At 57.3% G+C, this 24286-nt stretch carries 22 protein-coding genes, 1 other RNA gene and 1 pseudogene; 15 read left to right on the top strand and 9 right to left on the bottom strand.

Going from position 1 to position 24286, the window contains the following annotated elements; all coding sequences use genetic code 11:
- The first annotated feature begins 25 nt into the window (after positions 1 to 25).
- The 3 genes from AACW87_RS09705 to AACW87_RS09695 all read left to right on the top strand — a co-directional run bounded on the left by AACW87_RS09705 (position 26) and on the right by AACW87_RS09695 (position 5929).
- Positions 26 to 577: a phage tail protein gene (locus AACW87_RS09705; RefSeq protein WP_098984163.1), complete on the top strand. Its 552-nt coding sequence runs from the start codon at positions 26 to 28 to the stop codon at positions 575 to 577.
- Between the two features lie 35 nt (positions 578 to 612).
- Positions 613 to 1110: a GNAT family N-acetyltransferase gene (locus AACW87_RS09700; RefSeq protein WP_216640160.1), complete on the top strand. Its 498-nt coding sequence runs from the start codon at positions 613 to 615 to the stop codon at positions 1108 to 1110.
- Between the two features lie 115 nt (positions 1111 to 1225).
- Positions 1226 to 5929, top strand: coding sequence for a putative Ig domain-containing protein (locus AACW87_RS09695; protein WP_241324859.1), 4704 nt, complete (start codon positions 1226 to 1228; stop codon positions 5927 to 5929).
- 317 nt (positions 5930 to 6246) lie between these two features.
- Here AACW87_RS09695 and AACW87_RS09690 read toward each other — a convergent pair.
- Both AACW87_RS09690 and AACW87_RS09685 read right to left on the bottom strand, forming a co-directional pair.
- Positions 6247 to 7396 (bottom strand): annotated as a pseudogene (locus AACW87_RS09690) (IS3 family transposase).
- Between the two features lie 70 nt (positions 7397 to 7466).
- A complete protein-coding gene (locus tag AACW87_RS09685; protein WP_241324858.1) occupies positions 7467 to 8120 on the bottom strand; it encodes an NAD(P)H-dependent oxidoreductase in 654 nt (217 codons plus the stop codon).
- Between the two features lie 247 nt (positions 8121 to 8367).
- Here AACW87_RS09685 and AACW87_RS09680 point away from each other — a divergent pair, with 247 nt between their 5' ends.
- The 12 genes from AACW87_RS09680 (at position 8368) to AACW87_RS22615 (ending at position 17499) form a co-directional block, all read left to right on the top strand.
- A complete protein-coding gene (locus AACW87_RS09680) occupies positions 8368 to 9264 on the top strand; it encodes a LysR family transcriptional regulator (protein WP_241324857.1) in 897 nt (298 codons plus the stop codon).
- A gap of 579 nt (positions 9265 to 9843) precedes the next feature.
- Positions 9844 to 10953 (top strand): site-specific integrase, encoded by a 1110-nt coding sequence (locus AACW87_RS09675; RefSeq protein ID WP_241324856.1) that lies wholly within the window; start codon positions 9844 to 9846, stop codon positions 10951 to 10953.
- A gap of 28 nt (positions 10954 to 10981) precedes the next feature.
- Complete coding sequence (locus AACW87_RS09670; protein WP_241324855.1) at positions 10982 to 11185, top strand: hypothetical protein; 204 nt, start codon at positions 10982 to 10984, stop codon at positions 11183 to 11185.
- A gap of 301 nt (positions 11186 to 11486) precedes the next feature.
- Positions 11487 to 12053, top strand: coding sequence for a recombinase family protein (locus AACW87_RS09665; protein WP_241324854.1), 567 nt, complete (start codon positions 11487 to 11489; stop codon positions 12051 to 12053).
- A 1167-nt stretch (positions 12054 to 13220) separates the two neighbouring features.
- Positions 13221 to 13703, top strand: coding sequence for a hypothetical protein (locus AACW87_RS09660; RefSeq protein ID WP_241324853.1), 483 nt, complete (start codon positions 13221 to 13223; stop codon positions 13701 to 13703).
- A 27-nt stretch (positions 13704 to 13730) separates the two neighbouring features.
- A complete protein-coding gene (locus AACW87_RS09655; protein ID WP_241324852.1) occupies positions 13731 to 13988 on the top strand; it encodes a hypothetical protein in 258 nt (85 codons plus the stop codon).
- A complete protein-coding gene (locus tag AACW87_RS09650) occupies positions 13988 to 14251 on the top strand; it encodes a hypothetical protein (protein ID WP_241324851.1) in 264 nt (87 codons plus the stop codon). Before AACW87_RS09655 ends, AACW87_RS09650 begins: the two co-directional genes overlap by 1 nt.
- A gap of 362 nt (positions 14252 to 14613) precedes the next feature.
- On the top strand, positions 14614 to 15423 hold the full coding sequence (locus tag AACW87_RS09645) for a Rha family transcriptional regulator (RefSeq protein WP_241324850.1): 810 nt from the start codon (positions 14614 to 14616) through the stop codon (positions 15421 to 15423).
- 27 nt (positions 15424 to 15450) lie between these two features.
- Entirely contained in the window at positions 15451 to 15705 is a 255-nt protein-coding gene (locus AACW87_RS09640) for a hypothetical protein (protein WP_241324849.1), read from the top strand.
- Positions 15705 to 15911 carry a hypothetical protein gene (locus tag AACW87_RS09635; protein ID WP_241324848.1) on the top strand — a complete coding sequence of 69 codons (207 nt, stop codon included), beginning with the start codon at positions 15705 to 15707 and terminating at the stop codon, positions 15909 to 15911. The genes AACW87_RS09640 and AACW87_RS09635 overlap by 1 nt, the downstream gene beginning before the upstream one ends.
- An 86-nt stretch (positions 15912 to 15997) precedes the next feature.
- Positions 15998 to 16993 (top strand): hypothetical protein, encoded by a 996-nt coding sequence (locus AACW87_RS09630; protein WP_241324847.1) that lies wholly within the window; start codon positions 15998 to 16000, stop codon positions 16991 to 16993.
- 2 nt (positions 16994 to 16995) lie between these two features.
- Positions 16996 to 17499, top strand: a complete 504-nt coding sequence (locus tag AACW87_RS22615; protein ID WP_445206849.1) for an HNH endonuclease — start codon at positions 16996 to 16998, stop codon at positions 17497 to 17499.
- Positions 17500 to 17582: 83 nt separating this feature from the next.
- On the opposite strand, the gene ffs is transcribed toward AACW87_RS22615, so the two are convergent.
- From ffs to AACW87_RS09595, 7 genes are all read right to left on the bottom strand, one after another.
- Positions 17583 to 17679: signal recognition particle sRNA small type (ffs, locus tag AACW87_RS09625), an RNA gene on the bottom strand.
- Between the two features lie 101 nt (positions 17680 to 17780).
- Complete coding sequence (locus AACW87_RS09620) at positions 17781 to 18569, bottom strand: sulfite exporter TauE/SafE family protein (RefSeq protein WP_043136249.1); 789 nt, start codon at positions 18567 to 18569, stop codon at positions 17781 to 17783.
- 91 nt (positions 18570 to 18660) lie between these two features.
- Positions 18661 to 20097: an arginine-ornithine antiporter gene (gene arcD / locus AACW87_RS09615; protein ID WP_042871706.1), complete on the bottom strand. Its 1437-nt coding sequence runs from the start codon at positions 20095 to 20097 to the stop codon at positions 18661 to 18663.
- Between the two features lie 388 nt (positions 20098 to 20485).
- Positions 20486 to 21247 (bottom strand): SDR family oxidoreductase, encoded by a 762-nt coding sequence (locus tag AACW87_RS09610; RefSeq protein WP_241324846.1) that lies wholly within the window; start codon positions 21245 to 21247, stop codon positions 20486 to 20488.
- 65 nt (positions 21248 to 21312) lie between these two features.
- A complete protein-coding gene (mmsB, locus tag AACW87_RS09605) occupies positions 21313 to 22233 on the bottom strand; it encodes a 3-hydroxyisobutyrate dehydrogenase (protein ID WP_241324845.1) in 921 nt (306 codons plus the stop codon).
- A gap of 77 nt (positions 22234 to 22310) precedes the next feature.
- Positions 22311 to 23423 (bottom strand): enoyl-CoA hydratase/isomerase family protein, encoded by a 1113-nt coding sequence (locus tag AACW87_RS09600; RefSeq protein WP_241324844.1) that lies wholly within the window; start codon positions 23421 to 23423, stop codon positions 22311 to 22313.
- Complete coding sequence (locus AACW87_RS09595) at positions 23416 to 24213, bottom strand: enoyl-CoA hydratase (protein ID WP_241324843.1); 798 nt, start codon at positions 24211 to 24213, stop codon at positions 23416 to 23418. The genes AACW87_RS09600 and AACW87_RS09595 overlap by 8 nt, the downstream gene beginning before the upstream one ends.
- Positions 24214 to 24286: the final 73 nt, after the last annotated feature.

The raw sequence follows: 24286 nt of genomic DNA, 5'->3' as shown, positions 1-24286 counted from the left end.
TCTACTCAATCTGGAATGAACGATCATGGATGCTTTTATCGGTGAAATCAGACTGTTCCCCTACAACTTCGTCCCGCAAAACTGGGCGTACTGCGATGGCTCGCTCATCACCGTCCAGCAGAATCCTGCGCTCTATTCGGTGATTGGCACGCTTTATGGCGGCACGCTAGGGCAGAACTTCAAACTGCCCAATCTCAACGGGCGCGTGGCCATGGGGGCCGGGGCCGGCCCCGGGCTGACCGACAGGCCCGTTGGCACGGCCATGGGAGCCGACCGGATAACCATGGTGGCCAGCAACTTCGCCCCGCATACCCATCAGGTGTTGGCCAAGGACGGCAGCGAATCGGCGGCTGCTCTGGATATTCCCAACAATACCGCCTACCTGGCGCAACCCCGCAACATACGCCTGTACAACAACACCGCACCGACGGCGGCAAACCAGACACTGGCTGCCACCACGGTGAGCAACGCCGGTAGTGGCGCAACGTCGACGGCCTTGCGTAACACCCTGCAACCCTTCCAAACGCTGTCCTACTGTATATGCTTGGATGGCGAGTACCCGATCAAATCCTCATGACTCACAGCACCCCTCTCCCTTTGCCAGCAGGCAACGTGGCCGTACTGCGCAAGCAGAACGGCCACGACCTGGGATTTCTTCAGAAGCTGTACGCCTCACGCCGCTGGGCCGAAGTCAGCGCGGTACCTGGCTGGAATGATGCCCAGCGCCGGGCGTTCCTGTATTCACAGGCCGAACTGCAACGCCAGCATTATGAAAATCACTTTCCCGCCGCGGACTTTTTGATCGTTGAGCAGGCCGGCAGCCCGATCGGGCGCCTGTGCGTGCAGTACGCGGCCGACGATGTGCGCATAGTCGATATTGCCCTGCTCCCCGCCTGGCACGGCCGGGGCATAGGTACTCAGTTGCTGCGCACCCTGCTCGCCGAGGCGGATGCCGATCGTCAGTCCTGCAGCCTGAGCGTCGAACAAGGCAGCCCGGCCCGCAGACTCTATGAACGACTTGGCTTCCAGCCCGGTGCCGATAGCGGCCTTTATACCCAGATGCAGCGACCTGCTAGGCCTGCTGTCAAACAGAACCTAAACAACCCTTGAACGCCATGCAATACCAGTGGATTGGACTAGCTGTAACCATGCCGTAACCGTAGGACCTTTATCAACATTCACGTTGGATACGACCCACGAACCGGTCGCAAGGCAGGAAGCCCTCATGAGAACACTACTTACCGCACCAGGTACCAGAGTAAAACGCCCGCTGATTTCACTGTTTATGTTGCTGGTCATGTTGGCACTGCCCACCCAGGCAATGGCCGCGGCTCCCGTGATCACCAGCCCTGCTTCGGGCAGTACCTTACCCAGCGTGGCGGTAGGTCAGTCCATGAGTATCCCCATCAGCTCGACCGGCGGCGCCTTGCCGCTGGACCAATGGGTAGAGTGCGATGCCAACGACCCGGACTACGATGGCGTGACGCCCTGCCTGCCCCCCGGCCTGATCCTAGACCCGTCGCCGGGCAGCCCGACCACCACGCTCCACGGCGCGCCAACTACGGCCGGCACCTACACATTCAGCATCACCCTGAATGACGGCCTGAATCAGGGCGGTGTCGCAACCTATACCCTGGTGGTCACCAGCTCCGCAGTACCGACCCTGACTTCCGCTGCACCGAACAGTGGTTCCACCGCTGGCGCCACCTCAGTCACCCTGACCGGCACCAATCTGACTGGCGCTACCGCCGTAAGCTTTGGCGGAACAGCGGCCACCGGCTACACAGTCAACAATGCCACCACCATCACCGCGACCACTCCGGCCCACGCCGCCGGCGCGGTGAACGTGGTAGTCACCACACCTGGTGGCAGCGCAACCCTGACCAACGGTTATACATACACAGTACCCGCACCGATCGCAGGCCCGGTCAGCGCTACGGTTGCCGCCAACAGCAGTGCCAACCCGATCACCCTGGCCCTCAGTGGCGGCGCTGCCACCAGCGTCGCCGTGGCCAGCGCCGCCAGCCATGGCACTGCCACCGCCAGCGGCACCAGCATCACCTACACCCCGACCGCCGGGTTCTCCGGTTCAGACAGCTTCACCTACACAGCCACCAACGCCAGCGGCACCTCCAGCCCGGCTACGGTGACCATCACCGTCAGCCCGCCGAGCATCAGCCTGAGCCCCACCACGTTGAGCAACGGCACTGTCGGCACCAGCTACAGTGCGACGCTCACCGCCTCCGGCGGCACCGCGCCCTACACCTATGCAATCACCGCCGGTAGTCTGCCGGCCGGCCTCAGCCTGAATACCGGCACAGGTGCCATCAGTGGCACGCCGAGCGCCAGCGGCGCAAGCAACCTGACCGTGACCGCCACCGATGCCAACAGCGCGACCGGCTCTCAGGCCTACACCCTCACCATCGATGCCCAGGCCCCAGTCGCCGGTGCCGTCAGCGCCACTGTCGCCGCCAACAGCAGTGCCAACCCGATCACCCTGGCCCTCAGTGGCGGCGCTGCCACCAGTGTCGCCGTGGCCAGCGCCGCCAGCCATGGCACTGCCACCGCCAGCGGCACCAGCATCACCTACACCCCGACCGCCGGGTTCTCCGGTTCAGACAGTTTCACCTACACCGCCACCAACGCCGGCGGCACCTCCAGCCCGGCTACGGTGACCATCACCGTCAGCCCGCCGAGCATCAGCCTGAGCCCCACCACGTTGAGCAACGGAACTGTCGGCACCAGCTATAGCGCGACGCTCACCGCCTCCGGCGGCACCGCGCCCTACACCTATGCGATCACCGCCGGTAGTCTGCCGGCCGGCCTCAGCCTGAATACCGGCACAGGTGCCATCAGTGGCACGCCAAGCGCCAGCGGCGCAAGCAACCTGACCGTGACCGCCACCGATGCCAACAGCGCGACCGGCTCCCAGGCCTACACTCTCACCATCGATGCTCAAGCCCCAGTCGCCGGTGCCGTCAGCGCCACTGTCGCCGCCAACAGCAGTGCCAACCCGATCACCCTGGCCCTCAGTGGCGGCGCTGCCACCAGTGTCGCCGTGGCCAGCGCCGCCAGCCATGGCACTGCCACCGCCAGCGGCACCAGCATCACCTACACCCCGACCGCCGGGTTCTCCGGTTCAGACAGCTTCACCTACACCGCCACCAACGCCAGCGGCACCTCCAGCCCGGCTACGGTGACCATCACCGTCAGCCCGCCGAGCATCAGCCTGAGCCCCACCACGTTGAGCAACGGCACTGTCGGCACCAGCTACAGTGCGACGCTCACCGCCTCCGGCGGCACCGCGCCCTACACCTATGCGATCACCGCCGGTAGTCTGCCGGCCGGCCTCAGCCTGAATACCGGCACAGGTGCCATCAGTGGCACGCCAAGCGCCAGCGGCGCAAGCAACCTGACCGTGACCGCCACCGATGCCAACAGCGCGACCGGCTCCCAGGCCTATACCCTCACCATCGATGCCCAGGCCCCAGTCGCCGGTGCCGTCAGCGCCACTGTCGCCGCCAACAGCAGTGCCAACCCGATCACCCTGGCCCTCAGTGGCGGCGCTGCCACCAGTGTCACCGTGGCCAGCGCCGCCAGTCATGGCACTGCCACCGCCAGCGGCACCAGCATCACCTACACCCCGACCGCCGGGTTCTCCGGTGCCGACAGCTTCACCTACACCGCCACCAACGCCAGCGGCACCTCCAGTCCGGCCACGGTGACCATCACCGTCAGTCCGCCGAGCATCAGCCTGAGCCCCACCACGTTGAGCAACGGCACTATCGGCACCAGCTATAGCGCGACGCTCACCGCCTCCGGCGGCACAGCGCCCTATACCTATGCGATCACCGCCGGTAGTCTGCCGGTCGGCCTGAGCCTGAATACCGGCACAGGTGCCATCAGTGGCACGCCGAGCGCCAGCGGCGCAAGCAACCTGACCGTGACCGCCACCGATGCCAACAGCGCGACCGGCTCCCAGGCCTACACCCTCACCATCGATGCCCAGGCCCCAGTCGCCGGTGCCGTCAGCGCCACTGTCGCCGCCAACAGCAGTGCCAACCCGATCACCCTGGCCCTCAGTGGCGGCGCTGCCACCAGCGTCGCCGTGGCCAGCGCCGCCAGCCATGGCACTGCCACCGCCAGCGGCACCAGCATCACCTACACCCCGACCGCCGGGTTCTCCGGTGCCGACAGCTTCACCTACACAGCCACCAACGCCAGCGGCACCTCCGGCCCGGCTACGGTGGCCATCACCGTCAGCCCGCCGAGCATCAGCCTGATCACCACAACGTTGAGCAACGGCACTGTCGGCACCAGCTACAGTGCGACGCTCACCGCCTCCGGCGGCACCGCGCCCTACACCTATGCGATCACCGACGGCGCCCTGCCTGAGGGCCTAAGCCTGAATGCCACCAGAGGCCTCATCAGCGGTACGCCAAGCACCGCCAGCACTACCGACCTGACCATCACAGTCACTGATGCCAAAGGTGCCAGCAGCTTGCAAAACTTCTCGATCACCATCTCTGCCATGGAGATCTCCGTGCCAGCATCCAGCCAGATCCTGGCCGTGGGGCAGTCTGCCACAGTCGACCTGACCCAAGGTGCCACCGGTGGTCCGTTCACCCAGGCAACTCTGGGTTCGGTCACCCCTGCCTCCGCCGGGCGAGTAACGATGATGGGCCGCTTCTCGATGCGTTTCGTACCGTCGGTCGCCTTCGCTGGGACGGCAATCGTCAGCTTCAGCCTGCGGAACGGTAGCGGTGCCAGCTCAGCCAGCACCGTCAGCTTCATCATTAAGGAACGTCCAGACCCGACCAAGGATGCCGAAGTTATCGGCCTGCTTAACGCTCAAACCCGAACAGCAGAGCGCTTCGCCGGCACTCAGATGGACAACTTCAACCGACGTCTTGAGCAGTTGCATCAAACAAATTGCGACCGTAATTCGTTCAATGCCAGTTTACGCAAGGATGACAGTGCCATGCCTCTGGGCGAGATCGCCAAAGCTATCCAGAGTCAGCAAGGAGATTCCGCCAACCAGGCACAACTGGAAAAAGGCAAGGCCGCAACCTCGGTGCAGAACGGCTGCAAACAGGACGCCTTGGCATTCTGGAGCGACGGCTTCGTCAACATCGGCTCTACCCATGCGCAGGGCGCGCAAGACAACAGCTTCACTACGCTGGGCCTGAGCGCCGGTGCAGACTATCGCCTATCACCAACTGCCATCGTCGGTGTCGGTATCGGCTACGGCAACGACCGCAGTGATATCGGCAAGAACAACACTCGCAGTGATGGGAAGGCCATCGGTATCGCCACTTATCTAAGCCTGAACCAGGCGCCGCAGGTATATGTCGACGGCCTGCTGGGCTACAACCGTATCAGTTTTGATTCACGCCGTTACATCACCGACAGCGCAGATGACTATGCCAGTGGCTCGCGGGATGCAGATCAATTGTTCGCATCCCTGACTGCCAGCTATGAATACCGCAAGGGGCCGTTGTCGCTGGCGCCTTACGGCCGCTTGAACGCCAGCACAACCCTCATGGAGGCTTACCGTGAAAGTGGTGGCGGCATTTACGGTCTGTCCTATGAAGAGCAACGCCAAGAGAATTTCACATCCTACCTCGGTGTGCGTACTAGCTATGACCTGATGGCTCCGCTTGGTGTGGTGACACCCAAGGTTGGCCTGGCTTGGGGCCACAACTTCAGTCGTAGTAGCGACTACAAGATGCGCTATACCGATCAGGGCGACGAAGGCATGCTTTACAGCCTCAAGCCCGATGCTCAGGACAGCGATTTAGCCGGCCTGGATATGGGTATCGACTTCAACCTGGGACACGCCTGGCAGCTAGGGGTTTCATACAAAATCAATCTTGGATCAAATGAACGCAACGACACTTTCCGAGTGGGCTTAAATGGCAGGTTCTGAACCCAGGTCTGGGAGATAGCAACAAAACAACACTCCGCCATACTCCGGCGGAGTGTTGAGCATTCACCGTGATGAAGTAACCGCTCTAGTTCTTCTGGTTGCTGAGCGCTTTTGGTGCCCAGGAAAGTGCCCTCTCTTTCAGGGTGCGCTCACTGAGTTCTGAGAGTACAGGGGATGAAATAGCAGAAGGAGCCATCAGGGCTGACTGAGGGGCAGGATTGGCCGCAGATTGCATCTGTTGTTGTGGCTGCTGAGGTTACGATAGGGAGTTTGACTGAGGTTCTGGCTGGGCAGCTACTTGAATCGCCCCTGATTTTCTAGACACTCTGTTGTTGAACATTGAATTGCCTTTCAAACTCTACCGGCGACAGCCCATCATTGGAACCATGGCGCCTGATTGGGTTGTAAAACATCTCGATATAATCAAATACGTCGCTGCGGGCTTCGTCTCTTGTCGCGTAAATCCTGCGCTTGATCCGCTCCCGTTTGAGCAACTGGAAGAAGCTCTCGGCGACAGCATTGTCGTGACAGTTGCCACGTCGGCTCATGCTGCAACTCAGGTTGTGAGCCTTCAGAAAGTCCTGCCATTCACCACCGGTAAACTGGCTGCCCTGATCCGAATGCACCAGTACCGGCTGCTTGGGCTTGCGCCGCCAGACGGCCATCAATAACGCATCAACCGCCAAGTCTGCCGTCATGCGTGATTTCATCGCCCAGCCGACGATCTGGCGAGAGAACAGGTCGAGCACCACCGCCAGGTACAGCCACCCTTCTTGAGTGCGGATGTAGGTAATGTCAGTCACCCAGGAGATGTTGGGGGCTGGCACCTTAAACTGACGTGCCAGCGTGTTTGGGGCTGCCTGTGGGCTCTTGCCCCCATAATGCCCTTGCGGCGTTGATAGCCCGTTTGCGAACACAGTCCTTCCCGCCTCATTAATTTGGCCACTCGGTGCTTGCCGCAGGCTTCCCCCAAGTCACGAAGGTCGCGATGGATCTTGCGATAACCGTATACAGCACCACTTTCCAGCCAGGATTGCTTGACCAGCCCCGTTAGTCGTTCGTCCTCCTGCTGTCGTGGCGATGTAGGCTGTTTCAGCCACACGTAGAAGCCACTTCGGTGAACCCCCTGGGGCTGGCACAGGGTAACGACACTGTACCGGTCGAGTCGGGAGGTTATGAACGCGTACCTTTCCTTGACTCGCTGGCAAAGTACGCGGCGGCCTCCTTTAGGATATTGCGCTCCTCGGTGACCTGGCGCAGTTCGGCTTTCAGGCAGCGGATCTCGGCTTGCAAGACAGACTCTTCGAGCTGCTGGTCAGCAGGCTTACCGTACTGCTTGAGCCAGGCATACAGACTGTGGCTGGATACCCCGAGGACTCGTGCAACGTCAGCCACCGGTCGCCCGCGCTCGGTGATTTGCTTAACCGCTTCGATTTTGAATGTTTCTGGATAACGCTGACGGGTCATAACACCTCCAATAGTTGCCTCATTTTAAGGCTGTGAGGTGCCTAGGAAAGTAGGGGCGATTCAGACGTCGTCAAGGGGATGTGAGTGCCTCGTCCATCTTACTCTCCACCTGAGGCAGGGGGCTCGCAACGGGATCAAAGATGGCATCCAGATGGCCACGCAATTCTTCAATAGCGCCTGCAACATCCGGCTGCTTCATCACATCGAAGCACGAGAAGGAGGGCAACACCTCTACGCCACAGAACCTGTAGTTGGCCGTGTTGCTGACGAAGACGTCATCCACCGTTTTGCCCTCGAACAACATCTGCCCAGCATCGCCAAATGCCGCCCTCGGTGCATTCCAAGTCAGCGACAGCATGTACTGCTTGCCATGCATCTTGCCGCCAGAGCCATATTGCTTGCGCGGATCCTCGCGCGTCCTGCCATCACCCGACAGAAAGCGCTGCTGGAACATGCCCGCGGTAAATACCTCATCGACATACTTCTTGTAGATCCACGGCATGCCGAACCAGAAGACCGGCGATTGCAGGATGATGATGTCTGCCCACAGATGCTTGTCGACCTCGCCCTGAACGTCGTAGCCCTGCTCTATGTATGTCTCCTTCACCGCATAGCCGTGCGCTGCCATCTCTTGCTTGATGACGCCTGCCAGGGTGCTGTTCAGTTTGCCGCCGGAGATGCCTTCAAAAAACTGATGTGCGTTGATGATCAATACGTTTTTCATCGTCTTCTTTTCCTCAATAATCAATGGTCTGATGAGCCTTCTCACTTGCCTGTTGGTTTCGGCGTCGTGGGGTCCATCACGCTGACCAGGACGTCACGACACCTGAGGGAAAGAGGCCCGAGGGCATGGCAATCTTGCGGATTGGTTTTCATGGGTTCCTCCTTCACGGTGAAGGCAACTATAGGCGCCGCATTAGCGCAGAAAAATAGCTTAATCCTGCACACCATATGAAGTTATGCTTCAAGATATGAAACTCAATCAACTCGACGGCCTGATGGCCTTTTGGAAAGTCGCGGAGCATCGCGGCTTCACTGCCGCGTCTGCCGAACTGGAGGTATCGCCTTCTGCGCTGAGCCAGGCGATCAGGCAGCTGGAAGCGCGTCTCGGCGTACGCCTGCTCAATCGCACTACACGCAGCGTGAGCCTGACGGAAGCTGGGGAGGACTACCTTGCCCGCATCGGCCCGGCACTCGGTCAGGTCATTGTGGCGGGTGAAGAGCTGAACGTCCTGCAAGGTGGGCCCACCGGCACATTACGCATCAATGCCGCACGCATTTCGACCTCAATGGTGTTGCAACCGCTGTTGGCAGGTTTCCTTCGTGAGCATCCGAACGTGAAACTTGAACTGACGAATGACGAAGGCTTCGTCGACATCGTCGAGCGGGGTTTCGATGCGGGCATTCGCATGGGAGAAGATCTGCACAAGGACATGGTCGCCCTTCCCCTTGGCGGCCCCATCACAGTCGCCATCGTCGCCTCTCCTGATTATCTCGCGCGCTTCCCCACGCCCAGCCATCCGGACGACCTCGTGCAGCACAACTGCATCCGCTTCCGCTTCGCCGGAACAGGCGCGATCCACAAATGGGAGTTCAAGGTGAATGAGGAAATCGTCGAGTACGAGGTCAAGGGCAACCTGACCATTACGGACACCCTGTTCAGTACGGAGGCGGCACTGGAAGGCGTCGGGATCGCCTACACCTTTGAGCAGCTGGCCCTGCCACACATCAAGGCAAAGCGCCTGACGCGAGTCCTTGCACCGTTCTCGCCGACCTTTCCAGGCTTCTCTCTGTACTACCCCAGCCGGCATGATCAACCGTCCAAGTTGAAGGCATTCATCGAGTACGCGCGGCGGGCTGTCATCTGAGCAAGCCTGCTTTCAGCTGTTGCTGAAGGTGCTCAACAGCGCTCGTTCGCCCTTGTTGCTCCTGCATAGTCGCTTGGGCCGGGATACGCATGTCACCGAACCGGCAGATACCAGAGAGGATCGGCCGCTTGCTCACAACAATCCAAACGCTCCCATCATAGGGGGCGGAGGCTGGAACCATGGCAGAGATGACGGCTGGGTTTTACGCGAGCACGCGCACAGACAAATAACTGGGCGAGCTTGTTTTGGACTGCCAGCCTATCCCGTGTGCCGAGCGGTTTATGGATGTCCGTCGGCAACGACAGCAGGGGTGCCGACCTTCCGAGAGTCGCAAATGTCTTAGGGACTGATGTATCGGGAACTGAGCCAGAAACGCATTGCAGATGCTATCAGTCATCCACACAAAGTGGATGACCAAGAGGTCTGAGGGGAATTGGAAGGTAACTTATTGAAGTTCAGAAACAGGTGGTGGCCCCACCAGCCACATAATGGAAACTTTATTCTTTAATATCAATTGCTTGAGTGACCAACCAGCAATCTTGCACACACCAAGTGGATGACCTTTATTGGGTCAATCTGATGAACTTATGGTTAAGCAAACACGGCATTTGGTACTTTCGCAAGGTGACTATCCTCCCCTGCGGGAGTCGTAAAGAAATCAAGAAGTCACTGGCAACAAGGGACAAGCGAGCAGCACAAGCCAAGGTAATTGACTTGTTGGCCTGCAAGGGTTCTCGGGCAGCGGCTATCAGGCTAGAGGTCTCGCCCAAGCCTAAGACCACACCAGCGACAACAAAGCCCATCAAAGCTGACCAGCAAGTAAAGCGGCTGTCTCTCCTGATTGATTCTTACCTTCGGGAAAAGGCCCTATCTTGGGCACCCAAAGAGGTCAAGAATCAGCGCTCCTATATCCAGCACTTTATAGAAAAGTCTGGTGATAAAGTCATCACAAGGTACACCAAGCAAGATGCTGTCGGGTTTAAGGATTATCTTCTCGGCTCAGGTAAAAGCCCTGCAACGATTAACAAGTATCTCGCCAAGCTGGCGCTCCTCTTCAAGTGGTTAGCCGGACACACCGAGAACCTATCAAACCCATTTGATGGCCTGAAACTGCAACGGGTGAGAGAGGTTAACTCTCGGAGCAGTTACACGGATTCGGAGTTGTCCAAATACATTGCCTGGGCAAACCAACAACAGGATTTCCGGAAATGGATTCTGTTGCTTGGTGCCTACTCAGGGGCAAGGGCAAATGAAATCTGCCAGCTATACGCCAGCGACATACGACAAGAGCAAGGGGTTTGGTGCTTGCATGTCAGGGCTACTCATGATGACCAAAAGCTGAAAACTGCTAGCAGTGAAAGATTGATCCCCATCCATTCAAAGTTAATCGAATCAGGTTTCCTCAAGTTCGCGGAGTCCCATAGTGGTGGGAGGCTGTTCCCTGAACTGAAGTTCAGACAGGACAGTTACAGCCATTTGTTTGGGCAATGGTTCAGCAGGCACAGACCGCTTGATAAGGACTTTCACAGCTTACGGCACACGGTAGCAAGCAAGCTCAAGGCTGTGGGAACTCCCCTTCAGTTTGCTGCTGCTATCTTGGGCCATACCAACGGAGCCATAAGCTATGACCGCTATGGTGGCGGCATCCCAGTTCAAGCATTGTTTGATGCAATAAATAACGCCCTGTAGGATAGCTTCAAATGAACAAGGAGATTATATGAGTAAACGTCAACGCAAATGGGTCTTTCTGTCTGTTCTTTGGTTGTTCTCTGTTGTCGTGTTTCTTCTAATGAGAAGCAGATACGATGAATACTGGTTTGGTGAGAACCTTGTTGAGCTGCTTGTAGTTGGTATAGCTCCCCTTCTGCTTGGGTGGGGTATTGCTTGGGTCAGGGGTGCAGAAGAGCCGACTTTAAAATAGTCCGGACTTCTCCGAGGTGTTCCGTCCCGTCCCGATTCGAGTTTCCCCCATAGGGCCTAGGTGGCTTGTAGATGCCTGACTCAAGTGAGAGGAACTGAGCAGATGCACTCGGAAAGAGCAGGCATCAGGAGGGCTATCAAGGTGCTAGGTGAGTGGGCTAGCTAGTGTCATCAAACATCCGTATGTTGATACCAGACGGCTAGCATCACTGACGGTATCAACTAAATAGCAATGCCGAGTTGTTGACACCAATCAAGTTAATGATACCATTAGATGACACTACATCTTTTGGAGCTTAACTATGTCCCGCATCTTTGCTTACTGTCGCGTATCTACTATCGAGCAGACTGTAGAGAACCAAATAATTGAGATTGCCAAGCGTGGCTACACTGTAGAACCTCACAGGATTTCCTCTGAGACCATATCAGGCTCAACCCAAGCCAGCACTCGCCCAGAGTTCAAGAAGCTGCTGGAGAAGATGGAGAAGGGTGACACCTTGGTTGTGCTGAAGCTAGACCGACTGGGCAGGGATAATATTGATGTCCAGACAACTATCAGCAACCTGACCGAGCAGGGGATAAAGGTTGTGTCCCTTGACTTGCCAGTGTCTGACCTGACATCCCCAGAGGGAAAGCTCATGCTGCAACTAATGGGCGCCTTTGCCGAGTTCGAGCGCAACCGCATCAGAGAGCGCACTCAGGAGGGCTTACAGCGAGCCAAGGCCGAGGGCAAGCAGCTAGGCCGCCCAGTTGCTACGGACACCACTGATGAAGTTCAGCGAGCCAAGGCGGATGGCCTGAGCCAGAGCAAAGCTGCCGAACGCTTGGGGCTATCCCTTGCAACCGTAAAGCGTCACTGGAACAAGTAAGCAGGAGATGCAGAGGGAAGCGCCGCCAGAGGTCGCTATCAGGCCATAGACAGCTTGAGGCGACCAGCCCCTTATCAGTGCATCAGGAACAGAAAAAGTGCAGAGAGGGCCGCAGGCTGCTCTTGAATGAGGCACATCATTGACGTGCAACACTGGGTATCTGTCTGCCTGTTTCCACTCCCTCCCCTATTCCAGAGCAACCCTATCGAGCCTCCCGCTACTCCCTGAGCCCTTCCGTTCTTCGGCTATGCAATGACATGCCCAGCCACCCAGGCGAACCCTGAGCGCTCCCTGTCTCCTCCAGTAGACCTCTCGATTAAACACAACCAATAGATAGAACCGCTAATGACCACCTGAATAATGAGCAATAAATATGCTTAATTGATGCATAAATGATTAAACACACACAATAGAAGGACACTAGAAATAGACTGCATGGGCGAGCGCCTGCTAGTCAGGTGGCCCCTTCAGCTGAAAGGCCTTCTGGACAACCAGATGAGCTACCGCAAGGTAGGCTTTCTCCATAAGCGCAATGGAGCAGCACAGAGACTTGAGCAAACCGTCTGTAACAAGATGGAGTGCTCAGGCTGCAAGGAGTAGATAGCAGACGGCATACCCAACTTGATTGGATTGCTTGAGAGGAATGAACCGCCTCTCGCTTGACTGAACTTGCAGCACCTGAAAGATGCTACCCATGCTACAGCAAACCGCTGTTAGTAAACTGGGTAACAGCTTGGATGAAGACTAGGACTTGAGGCCCCCTAGAACACTCTCCAAGACTGGGCACTTTCAGGAGGCTCTGATACAGAAATAATAAAGAAGAGTAAGTAGAATTAAACTCTTATACTCTTCTTCTTTATATTCCTTTTCTTTTCCCATCGTTAGATGGAAAGCTATAACAATCTTTAGTAACTACTATAAGTTTATATCGCACACCTGTCATGTGACATGGAATAGCTAACAGCTTACCATTCTCAAGAATGGTAACTCTCCATGCAAGCATGGGAAAAGAAAAGAGATATTACGATGCAAGAGAAAAGACCATAACATTAATTAGCCCTATCGACTGACTCTGGCTGGGAGGCTATATGACTTACACACTTACCGAACTACCATCGATATATGACTTGCTCGCCAGCATCGAGAAATTAGAGAAGGAGCTGGCAAATGTATCAAACAACTAAAATCCCCAGATACAGGGCAATCTGGAACAGCATCTGGATGAAAACAAATCCAATTACCAGCAATGCTGATACCTTTCATGGATTCACAGTATGTGATGAATGGAGGGAAGCTGATGGATTTAAAGCTTGGTATGATTTAAATAACGTAGATGATTATGAGCTGGCTTGTGACATTTACGATAAAGACAACAAGCACTATTCACCATCTACAGCTTTGTTTGTTCCACCGCAACTAGCCAACCTACTTAGGAATAGGGGCGCCGGATTCCCTGTTGGTGTTTGGAAACATGGGGATGATTACCATGCAACTTACTGGTTTGGGCAACTTCATTCCCTAGTTGACTGTGCGGATGAGCCAAGCGCATGGAAAGCCTATGGCCTGCACAAGCTTACACAATTTCGTGGGAAGATAGCTGATGAGCTATATGACCACATAGAGAGTCAAATTAAATTAGGTATTCGATAAGAATCCGCAACTTATAAGGAGCCCAATATGGCTATTAAAATCACATCCCCAGAAGCTGCTATTGCAGAGAAAACTGCCGCATCCAGCAAACCTGCAATTCCTGCCCGTATGACCAAGGATGTTTATCAAGAGATGATGACGCACCCTGCATATAAGGCCAATGCTAACTTTGCTGAAAAGATTGATGCCGTTCGCCGTAACTCCATCAGCATGGAACAGCGTGAATATCAAATTCAACTTCAGAACACTGCTCTCGGTCAACATAACCTGCGAGGTGGCAAGTAATGGGCGTCACGGGCGATAAAATTGGCAAGAGCGTCCAGCTCTATTCCGTTTCTGGTGCAGCTACTGCCCTCGTTACCGAGGCTAACCTCAAGAGTGCCACGCACCCTATCAATATCAAGCACCTGTCTGGCAAGTACCCTGGCTGTTATGTGGCTGTGAAGTTGGCCTCCGGCAAGATTTCAATGGCGGTAGCTCAGGGTGAAGCACCTACCGATGCATGGTCAATTCTCGACCTAGTAGCTACAGATGCCGTCCCAGTATGACAGAGTGCGCCAGTGGCTCTACAGGGTCAAGGAGTGGCTGGCCCGTGCCTTCGCATGGTCGAGGTTTCCAATGCTCGCATACACCCTCTGGTGGGCTATCCAGCGCATTGCTGACAGAGGCTGTTAGCCGCCCAACGATGGGAGCCAAACGCTATTAAATACACACAATAGAACAAGCATCAGAAAGTCCACCCGTGGCTGCTTTACCTCTGGCTGCTTGTTCACCTACAGACCCCGCAAGGTCTATCAACCTCAGCCTTCTTAAGTCGTGGCTTTCTCTGCTCCCCAGTTAACCGTTTCATAGTCGGTGGTTGAGGGCTGAGGGAGATGCGGCTTTGAAAGCTACTACTTAAGAGATGACTATGAATACCAATACAAAGATGAGCAAGACAGAGATGCTGGCAGCAATTAACCAGCAGCATGGCACATTGCTTGAGCTGGGCCTTGATGGCAAAGATGCCGTTATCAGTCTGGTGAAGATTGCAGAGATTACCGGTCGCCGTCATGACCACATGATGGAGCGTGCTCGTTCATTCATTGATGAACAGGAGTTAGGACATCTCCCAAAAAATTGGGAGATCTATTTCAGCTATGAACCTACCACTTACCTCGATGGGTATGGTAGGGAGATGCCAACCTATAACTTGAACAGAGCAGCATTCTTTGATTTCGTCCTGTCGATGACCGGAAAGAAAGTAGATGCAATCCGTAAGACTTATATCCAAGCCTTTGATGCATTTGAGCAACTTGCCTTGCATGAAGCTCACCATGAAGTTGCTGACCTTCGATTGAAATTGGCCCAGAAACTGGACACTGAGCAATTAAAAGCAATTGCTAGGGAGATGGTATGGCGCAAGGTAATTCCAAGTCGATGCTCTAGGGCGGATGCCTATCGTTGGCTCAAGGCTAACAGTGAAGACTTTCAGGGTTATTTCCGCACCATGAAAGAGTTTAATGAAGCTCTGCATCATGCTTGTTTTATCTACTCTGAAAAGGGAACTGCTTGGCATGAGACTTGTGGAGAAGATGCACTCAATAAAGGGTTAGTAATTGAATCATCATTAACTAAGCAAGGCCATAAAGGCTCACCTCACCTAACTGCGTATGGCATCTTGTATATACAAAAGAGAGCCAACCAGTTGCATTCTCACTATCTCAAGTATCGCCAATAATTTCTTAACTCATCTAGAGGATTCATAATGTTCAATAGTAAATATGTAGCCATTGTCAGTCTGCCATCAAAAGAAGAAGATGAAATTGATTATGACATCTTCGAGGCGGATAACTGTGACATTAGAATTGATGGCTCACTTATTATTACTCTGCACGGCAAGCAAACATGCTTGCTAGATTCTGGCTGCTGGTCTGATGTTTCCCTTGTTCCCGCATCTTCAATCAATTGCAATAAACCGCAAGGTGATTCCTTCCTAAGCAAAGACTTTCAGGAGGGCTGATGGATACCGGCAAGCTATTTCAGGCAGAAGAAGAATTTCCAGAAGACTTAGCCTTGCCAGTGTCTATAGTCAAGATGGCAGAAATACCCAGCACCCGATGGGGAGTCCGAGGCAAACAGCTTTTGCCAGATACCCGTTTGGGGCTGAGGAACCTATACCTTATTGCAGCACAACAATATCTTGAATACTGCAAGGCCCAGGCATAACAAAGCTAACCAATATCATTTCCCTGCAACTCAGGTGCTCTCATTGCGTCTGAGTTTCTTATCTTATTTATTCAAGGAGACCGCACATGTCCTTTATCAATCTCGACCACACTACCCAGACCCAAGTAATCATCAGCACCCTGAATGCTAACCGAGCAGATATTAAATCTGGCTGCCTTGGCACAGATTCTCTGTCTATCGCTACTTCTCTTTCTCCTATTGAGCATCGTCATGATGGCGTTAACTACGAGCGCAACAATGTAGTAGCAAAGCTGGATTTTGAAATCCGATGCCTGCAAGTGACTGGCAAGTACAGCCATGATTCTGGGTTCCTCCCGAGCACCGAGGGCAAGACCCCTACCCAGTGGCTGCTAGAGCTGGTGACCCTTCGCCGTAAGGTTGATGGCTTTGCCAAGCCTGCTCGCACAATTGAGGAATGCGACCAGCCAGCAGATAAGCGATTCGTTGAGCAGTTTGCTGGATGGCGAGCACCGTTGCTTGTCTCCCTGCATCCCACTTGGGCATCTTCCATCTACAAGTGGCTTGCTGATGGCTCAGAAGCTGACTATGCAAAGGTGCTCCGCTTCGATGTAGAGACTCCCAAGCAGGCGCTAGATGACCTGAAGAAAGCGGCGGAAGCCAAGAACCCTGTCGCCGCTCATCGTCTGGTGACTACTGCTATGCACTCTGTGCGCCTGAGCCCTGCTGAGATTGAGGTGAACTATGCGACCATCAAGGCAGCCAACATCACCCAGCCTGTCTACATGGAAGTTGAAAGCCAACTGTTCGGCATTGTAGGCACTCAGAATCTACAAGTGTCCCTTTCCAAATATCTGGGCATCGACACCGAGAGCAAGCTGGGCCATCTGAAAGAGACTGTCTTTGCACAGAACAAAGCAGACTTTGATGCGCTGATGCAGCGGGAGCTTGATGAGGAGCGTAAGGCAGCCGAGACAGCAGCACGACAATCCGAGATTGCACAGGCGCTAGCCCAAGCTGATGGCCTAGAGAAGGCCCGAGCCTCTGTCGCTGCTGGAACAGCAACCAAGGAAGAACTGGCCCTGTTCATGGCGAATGCCTGATTATGGTAGCTGTAACCCAAATCAAGGGGGCGCTGTCACTGGCGCCCCAGTTTGCTGACAGCGGTTCCGGCTTGGTCTGGCTAGTTGGCCCACGATGCGGACAGATGGCTGGAACAAGAATGAACCACGGTTACTATCAGGTTACGTTCAAGGGTGAGCGCCTATATGCTCATCAGCTGGTTGCCATGCTAGCTGACATCAAGGACTGGCGATTACCAAGACGGGAGCCACTGAGATTTTGCATTGACCACCTAAACGGTAAACGAGACGACAACCGACCCAACAATCTGAGGGTTGTTACATATCGTCAGAATGCAGCAAACCAGAAGTGCTACCGAGAGGGAAAGCTAATAGGTGCATGGTTCGAGAAACGAACTGGTAAATGGCGGTCACAGATAAGGGTGAAGGGTAGCCGGATTTGTTTAGGGACTTTCCCAACAGAGGAAGCTGCACACGGTGCTTATGTGAAGAAGTTAGGGGAACTTGGCATGACCTTAGCGAGCTGATAATCTTTGCAGGTCATCCACATAAGTTGGATCACCTAGCAGATATACATGCTAAGTAATTGATGCATAAAGAAAGGTGGTGACCCCACCAGCCACATCCCGGCACTCGAGTCCCCCGCCTTGGCTGCTACCTTCCGGTCCTGACCAGGTTGACGAGTTATCAATGCGAGAGGACCAATGGGACCACCGGCGAGGAGAATAGCAAAGTCCCGTTTCATTGCAATGGCTTTCTGCCGAGGGACGAACCGTTCGCCTTATTTTTCAACAATCTGCCGAATGAATCAGCTAAACAGCATGAACTTGGCCCCCACCAGCAGCATCAGCAGGGCGAACGCCTGCTTGAGCCGTTGCGGGGAAAGTTTATGGGCCAGCTTTGCCCCCACCCGGGCGAACTGGGTGCTGGTGAGCACTATGCCGAGCAGGGCGGGCAGGTAGATGAAGCCCAGGCTCCATTCTGGCAGGGAGGCATTGCCCCAGCCGGCGTAGAGGTAGCTCAGGCTGCCCGCCAGCGCGATGGGCATGCTGCAGGCGGCGGAGGCCGCCACGGCGTTGCGCATCGGCACGCTGTTCCAGCTGAGATAAGGCACAGTGAGCGAGCCGCCGCCTATGCCAAACAGCGCCGACATCCAGCCGATGACGGTGCCCGCGATGCCGGTGCCGACAGGTCCCGGCAGGTGCCGCTCCGCCTTGGGCTTGAGGTTGAGCCCCATCTGCAGCGCCATGGTCCAGGCGAAGCAGCCGATGATGATGTTGAGGGTGCTGGCGCTGAGCAGGTTGGCTGTCATGCCGCCAAGCCAGGCGCCGATCAGCATGCCGGCGCCGAGACGGCGGATCACCACCCAGTCGACCGCGCCGGCCTCCTGATGTGCCCGCAATGAGCTGAAACCGGTGAAGATCATGGTGGGCAACGAAGTACCAAGAGCCAGATGGGTAATGATATCGGGGGCCACCCCCTGAGCGTGGAAGCTGAGAACCAGCACGGGCACTATGATGAGACCGCCACCGATCCCAAACAGCCCCGCCAGCATGCCCGCAAAAGCACCCAGCAGTAGATAACCCATAAACAGCATAAAAATTCCTTCCGAGGCGGCGCCTGACCATCCAGGCCAGAGCGCGCATAAAAAAAGAGATGGCCCTTGGGCCATCTCTTCATTGTGCCGGTTAACTCAAGGGAATGGTACCGTCCATCACCTTGTAGAAGGCCAGCACGGCGCAACCGAGCAGGGCCGCCGTCATCCCCTGCTCCAGCCGGTTGAGGCCGCGCAGCCCGTGGTGCTGGCGCGCCTTCCAGTAGATGAAGATGCCGGGGCTGTAGAGCAGCGCCACCAGCAGCAGGTATTCCACCCCGGCGGCATAGACCAGCCAGCAGCCATAGAGGGTGGCCACCAGCGCCAGCAGCAGATCACGCTTGCGCTGATGAGGCTGACCCTCGTAGGTCTCCCCTTTCAGCGCCAGCTTGAGACCATAGGCACCGGAGAAGACATAGGGCACCAGCGCCGCCGAGGTGGCGATGTTGACCAGCGCCAGATAGGTGCTGCTCTGGAAGTAGATGATGATGAGGAAGATCTGCACCAGGCAGGTGGAGCACCAGAGCGACACCTTGGGCGAGCCGTTCTTGTTCTCCTTGGCAAACCAGCCCGGGAAGACCCCTGTCTTGCCCGCGATATAGGGCACTTCCGCCGCCAGCACTGTCCAGCTCAGCAGGGCCCCCATCACGGAGATCACCAGACCTATGTTGATGAGCCAGGCGCCCCAGGGGCCCACCACGGCTTCCAGGATCATGGCGGTGGACGGGTTCTTGAGGGCGGCCAGCTGCGGCTGACTCATGACGCCGAGGGAGAACAGGGTCACCATGACGTAGAGCGCCAGCGCACCGAGCAGCGCCAGCACGGTGGCACGCCCCACGTCCTTGCGATGACGGGCGCGGGCGGAGACCACCACGGCCCCTTCGATGCCGATGAAGACCCAGAGCGTCACCTTCATGGTGGACTTGACCTGATCCATCACGGAACCCAGCTCCACGTTGTCGTGGCCCCAGATATCCAGAGTGAAGGTCTGCATGTTGAAGGCAAGCAGTATGGCCACGCAGAACACGATGAGCGGCACCATCTTGGCGATGGTGGTAACTATGTTCACCAGGGCCGCGACCTGGATCCCGCGCAGCACCAGGGCGTGCACCGACCAGATGAGCAGGGAGGCGAGCGTGATGGCCACGGGCGTGTTGCCGTCGCCGAAGATGACATTGTCCGGCGTGTCGAAGAAGTAGCTCAGGGCGCTGAACACCACGATGGCGTAGGAGACGTTGGCCAGCAGCTGACAGAGCCAGTAACCCCAGGCGGCGTTGAAGCCGATGAAATCGCCGAAACCGGCCTTGGCATAACTGAAGATACCGCCATCGAGATCCGGGCGGCGCATGGAGAGATTCTGGTAAACCAGCGCGAGACAGATCATGCCAAGACCTGTGATGGCCCACCCCAGGGCGACGGCCCCGGCGCTGGCATGAGCGGCAATATTTTGTGGCAGACTGAAGACCCCGGCGCCGACCATGGAGCCGATCACCAGCGAGATGAGGGCGCCAAGCCCTAGTTTCTTGTCCATCTCAATCCTGTTTGATTAGGCGGCGGTAGAGCATCCGTATTCATACTGCGCGCAATATGGGAGGGGCGAAAAATCCGTACCCCGTGAAAAAGGCGGCAACTATATTGCATGACTATTCCGACCGCAATCCCTCGTACCGTCAATCATGCACCGTCTTGACCGCGCGCAATTCTACAGCACTGACCTCAAGCGCCTGTGAGCTGGCTCAAATTAAGAAAGACCCGTTGATATTTCACATTTTTCCATGACTTCGCCCCCGTTTTTCGGAGCAGACCTGCATGAGCATGCAGCTTGCAGCCTGGGTCGGCAGCATCGACTGCTGACAAACGTTTCAATAAAAATGCCCCTGTACCAGGGGCCAGGGGCATCTGCAAAAGGCAGCCGGAATTTAGAGTCGCAAGCCGCCGTCGAGCTCTATCATGCGCCCGGACAGATAGTCATTGGCGAGAATAAAATGCACGGTTTCGGCCAGCTGGTGCGCCTGCCCCAGGCTGCCGACCGGAATGGCCTGCTGCATGCGCGCCATCGCCTCCGGTTTCATCGCCGCCGTCATGTCGGTGGCAAACACCCCGGGGGCTATGCCCATGACCCGAATGCCGTGGCGGGCCAGCTCCCGCGCCCAGGTCACCACCAGGGAGGCCACCCCCGCCTTGCTGGCGGCATAGTTGCTCTGGCCGATATTGCCCGCACGGGCGATGGAGGAGATGTTGACGATGACGCCCCCCTGCCCGCCTTTGGCCATCAGGGCCGCCCCTTCGCGACCACAGAGGAAGGTGCCGGTGAGGTTGACGTCGATGACGGCCTGCCACTGGGCCAGACTCATCTTCTCCACCAGCTCGCCCTCTTTCACCTTGATGAGCATGCCGTCCCGCAGTATGCCGGCGCAGTTGACGAGGCCATGCAGGGCGCCACATTGCTCTTTAATCGCGGCAAAGGTCGCCTCCACCTCGGCTTCACTCGCCACGTTGCAGACGAACAGGACGCACTGGCCATCGCGACTGCGCAGCTCGGCTTCGGTCACCTCCAGATCGGTGCGATTGACATCGATCAACGCCAGCACGGCGCCTTGACTGGCCAGGCTCAGGGCGATGGCGCGACCGAGCCCCCTGCCCGCCCCCGTGATGGCGATGACTTTCTGCTTGATATCCATGGGTACTCCTTGTTGTTAACTGAGTTGCCGCCCGCTTGATGAGGTGATGAGCAAACTGCCGCAGACTAACCGGCCTGTGACGGGTCCCGCGTTTTATCCAGATAGAGCTCGACGATACTGGAAAAATCCTTGCTCTCCTGGCCCTGACTTGCGTGCAGGTTGAACAGGTTGCGGGCCAGGGCCCCCATGGGTACGGCGCTGTGGGCATGTTCGGCCAGGGCCATGGCCAGCCCCAAGTCTTTGACCATCAGCCGGGTCATAAAGCCCCCCTGATAGTGGCGGGAGGCCGGTACGTTCTCCATCACGCCAGGCCAGGGGTTGTAACGCTCCAGGCTCCAGTTGTTGCCCGAGCTCTTGCCCATGATGGTGGAGAGCACGCTCGGGTCCAGCCCCTCCTTCACCCCGAGCGCCAGCGCCTCGGCGGTGCCCGCCATGTGGATGGCGAGCAGCATGTTGTTGCACATCTTGGCGATCTGGCCCGCCCCGAGCGCCCCGGCATGAAACAGGTTCTGCCCCATGCAGGCGAGCACGGGTTTGGCTGCCTCGAAATCCGCCAGTTCGCCGCCGACGATAAAGGTGAGGGTCCCCGCCGCCGCCCCGGCGACGCCACCCGAGACGGGGGCATCGATAAAGCGGATCCCCCGGGCTCGTGCCGCTTCCCCCACCTGGCGGGCCGAAGCCACGTCTATGGTGGAGCAGTCGATCACCAGGGCTCCCGTTGGCAAGGCCGCCAGCAGATCCTGTCCGCCATTGCCTGCGAGCCAAAGTGCCCGTACATGCTCACCGGCGGGCAGCATGCTGATGACCACCTCGCAATCGGCCACCGCCTCGCGGGCATTCCCGGCGGCGATACAACCGGCGGCGATCGCCTTGGCGATACTCTCCGGCATCAAGTCAAATACCCGGACCCCGTGCCCCGCCCTGGCCAGATTGGCGGCCATGGGGCCCCCCATGTTGCCCAGCCCGATAAATCCAATCCTTGTCATCTCGTTTGCTCCTTGCCGTGCTGGCTCTCCAGCAACCTGTGTCCGTTCATCCGCTTTGATGCCTTCCCGTCGAAGGCTCAAGGCGCCAGGGGGTTTTTCCCTTCGGGCCAGCGATAGAAAGCATCCAGCCACTCAGTGCCGGCTTGAGGCGCCTGCCAACGGGGGGACTTGTCCTTGTCGATGAGCAGTGCCCGCACCCCTTCCACAAAATCCCCCCTCAGCACGCAGTTGACCGAGAGTGCCAGCTCATCGGCAAACACCTCGGCCAGCGACTGGCGGCGCGCCTGCCAGTACTGGCGCCACAGAATGGCGCGGCTGATGGGGCTGCCGCTGCGGCATGTGTCGCGAGCCGGCGCCAGGCTCCCTTCGCCAAGCTCGGGATCGAAGGCGGCATCGTATAGCCGATCCAGTACCCCTTGCAGGGTACGCCCGGCCAGCAGGGCATCGATCTTGACCTGATGGGGCAAGATCACAGGCGCTGGCAGCGGCTGGTCCGCCTCTGCCTGCAAGTCGCTCAGCAACCGTTCGATCTGCTCGCGCGGCGCGGCCTTTGCCCCCCACTCCAGCGCGGCCAGTCGCGGCAACAAGGCAGCACGCTCACTGCTGGCGATGGCGTGATCCGCCAGCCCCAGGCCAATGGCATCCGCGCCGTTGAAACGGGCGCCGGTCAGACCGAGCCAGAGCCCGAGTCGCCCCGGCATACGGCTCAAAAACCAGCTGGCCCCCACGTCCGGATAGAGACCGATAGTGACCTCCGGCATGGCGAACAGGCTCTTCTCGGTCACCACCCGAAAGTCGGCGCCGGCGAACAGGCCTATTCCACCCCCCATGCAGATGCCATCCGCCACACAGATGAGGGGCTTGCCGTAGCGGTGGATATGGTGATCAAGCCGATACTCCTGCTCAAAAAAATCCCGCGCATAGCCAAACAGCGCCTGCTCGCTCTCCTCCTGTTCGCGGTAATAGAAGGAGCGGATGTCACCGCCGGCGCAAAATGCCTTCTCGCCGGCCCCTTGCAACAGCACGCAGACCACGCCGGGATCCTGCTCCCAGCGCGTGAGCTCGCGCTGCAGAGCCTGGATCATCGGCAGGCTCAGGGCATTGAGAGACGCAGGGCTGTCTAGGGTCAAGACGCCGATATGATGGCCGTCCGCCGTGGGATGGGTCTCTATACGTACCGATTCACTCATTCATCACTCCATTGGATTTTTCATACTGCCAGCGGGGCGGGCGCTTCTCCAGAAAGGCCGCCACCCCTTCACGCTGGTTGGCGTCTGCAAACAGCTCGAGAAACAGGCTGCGCTCCAGCGGCAAGGCGGCATCACGAGGGCCGCTGCGCCCCTGATTGATAAGGGTCTTGCAGGCGCGCAGGGCGCTCGGGCTCTGACGCTCCACCAGCTGGGCCATCTGGTGTGCCGCGTCCCAGGCGTGCCCTTCTTTGACCACCTCCTCCACCAGCCCCATCTCGTAGGCCAGGGTGGCGTTGACCTTCTCGCCGCAGAGGATCATCCGCTTGGCCCAGCCAGGCCCCACCAGCTCTGTGAGCCGCTGGGTGCCACCGGCGCAGGGCAGCAAGCCCACGGACGCTTCCGGCAACCCAAGCTTGGCTTGCAGCTCGGCGATGCGGATGTCGCAGGCCAGCGCCACTTCCAGCCCGCCCCCCATGGCGTAACCATTGATGGCGGCTATGCTGACGCCATGAAAACGCGCCAGCGCCTCGAAGGCATGACCAAAGGCCTCGGCTACCTCGCGAGCATGGTCCAGATCGCCATCGGCAAACATCTTGAGATCGGCGCCGGCGCAGAAGAACTTGTCCCCCGCCCCGCGGATCACCAGGGCCACCACATCGGGGCGGCTGTCGAGCTCCACCATCATCCGCAAGAAGGCCTGCAGGCTGGCCAGGGTCCAGGTGTTGGCGGGCGGATGGTCGAGGGTGATATAGGCCACGTGACCGTGATATTCGAGCCTGATCCTTGTCATTGCATTGTCCTTGTGAATGAGACTGCCCCATGATGACAGGGTTGAATGGAGCCAACCTTCGGCTGGCTCACAA

It is taken from the genome of Aeromonas sp. MR7 (assembly GCF_963899385.1).
GTDB lineage: Bacteria > Pseudomonadota > Gammaproteobacteria > Enterobacterales > Aeromonadaceae > Aeromonas > Aeromonas bestiarum.
Note: the sequence above shows the minus strand (reverse complement) of the source record. Positions and strands in the feature narration are given on the sequence as shown.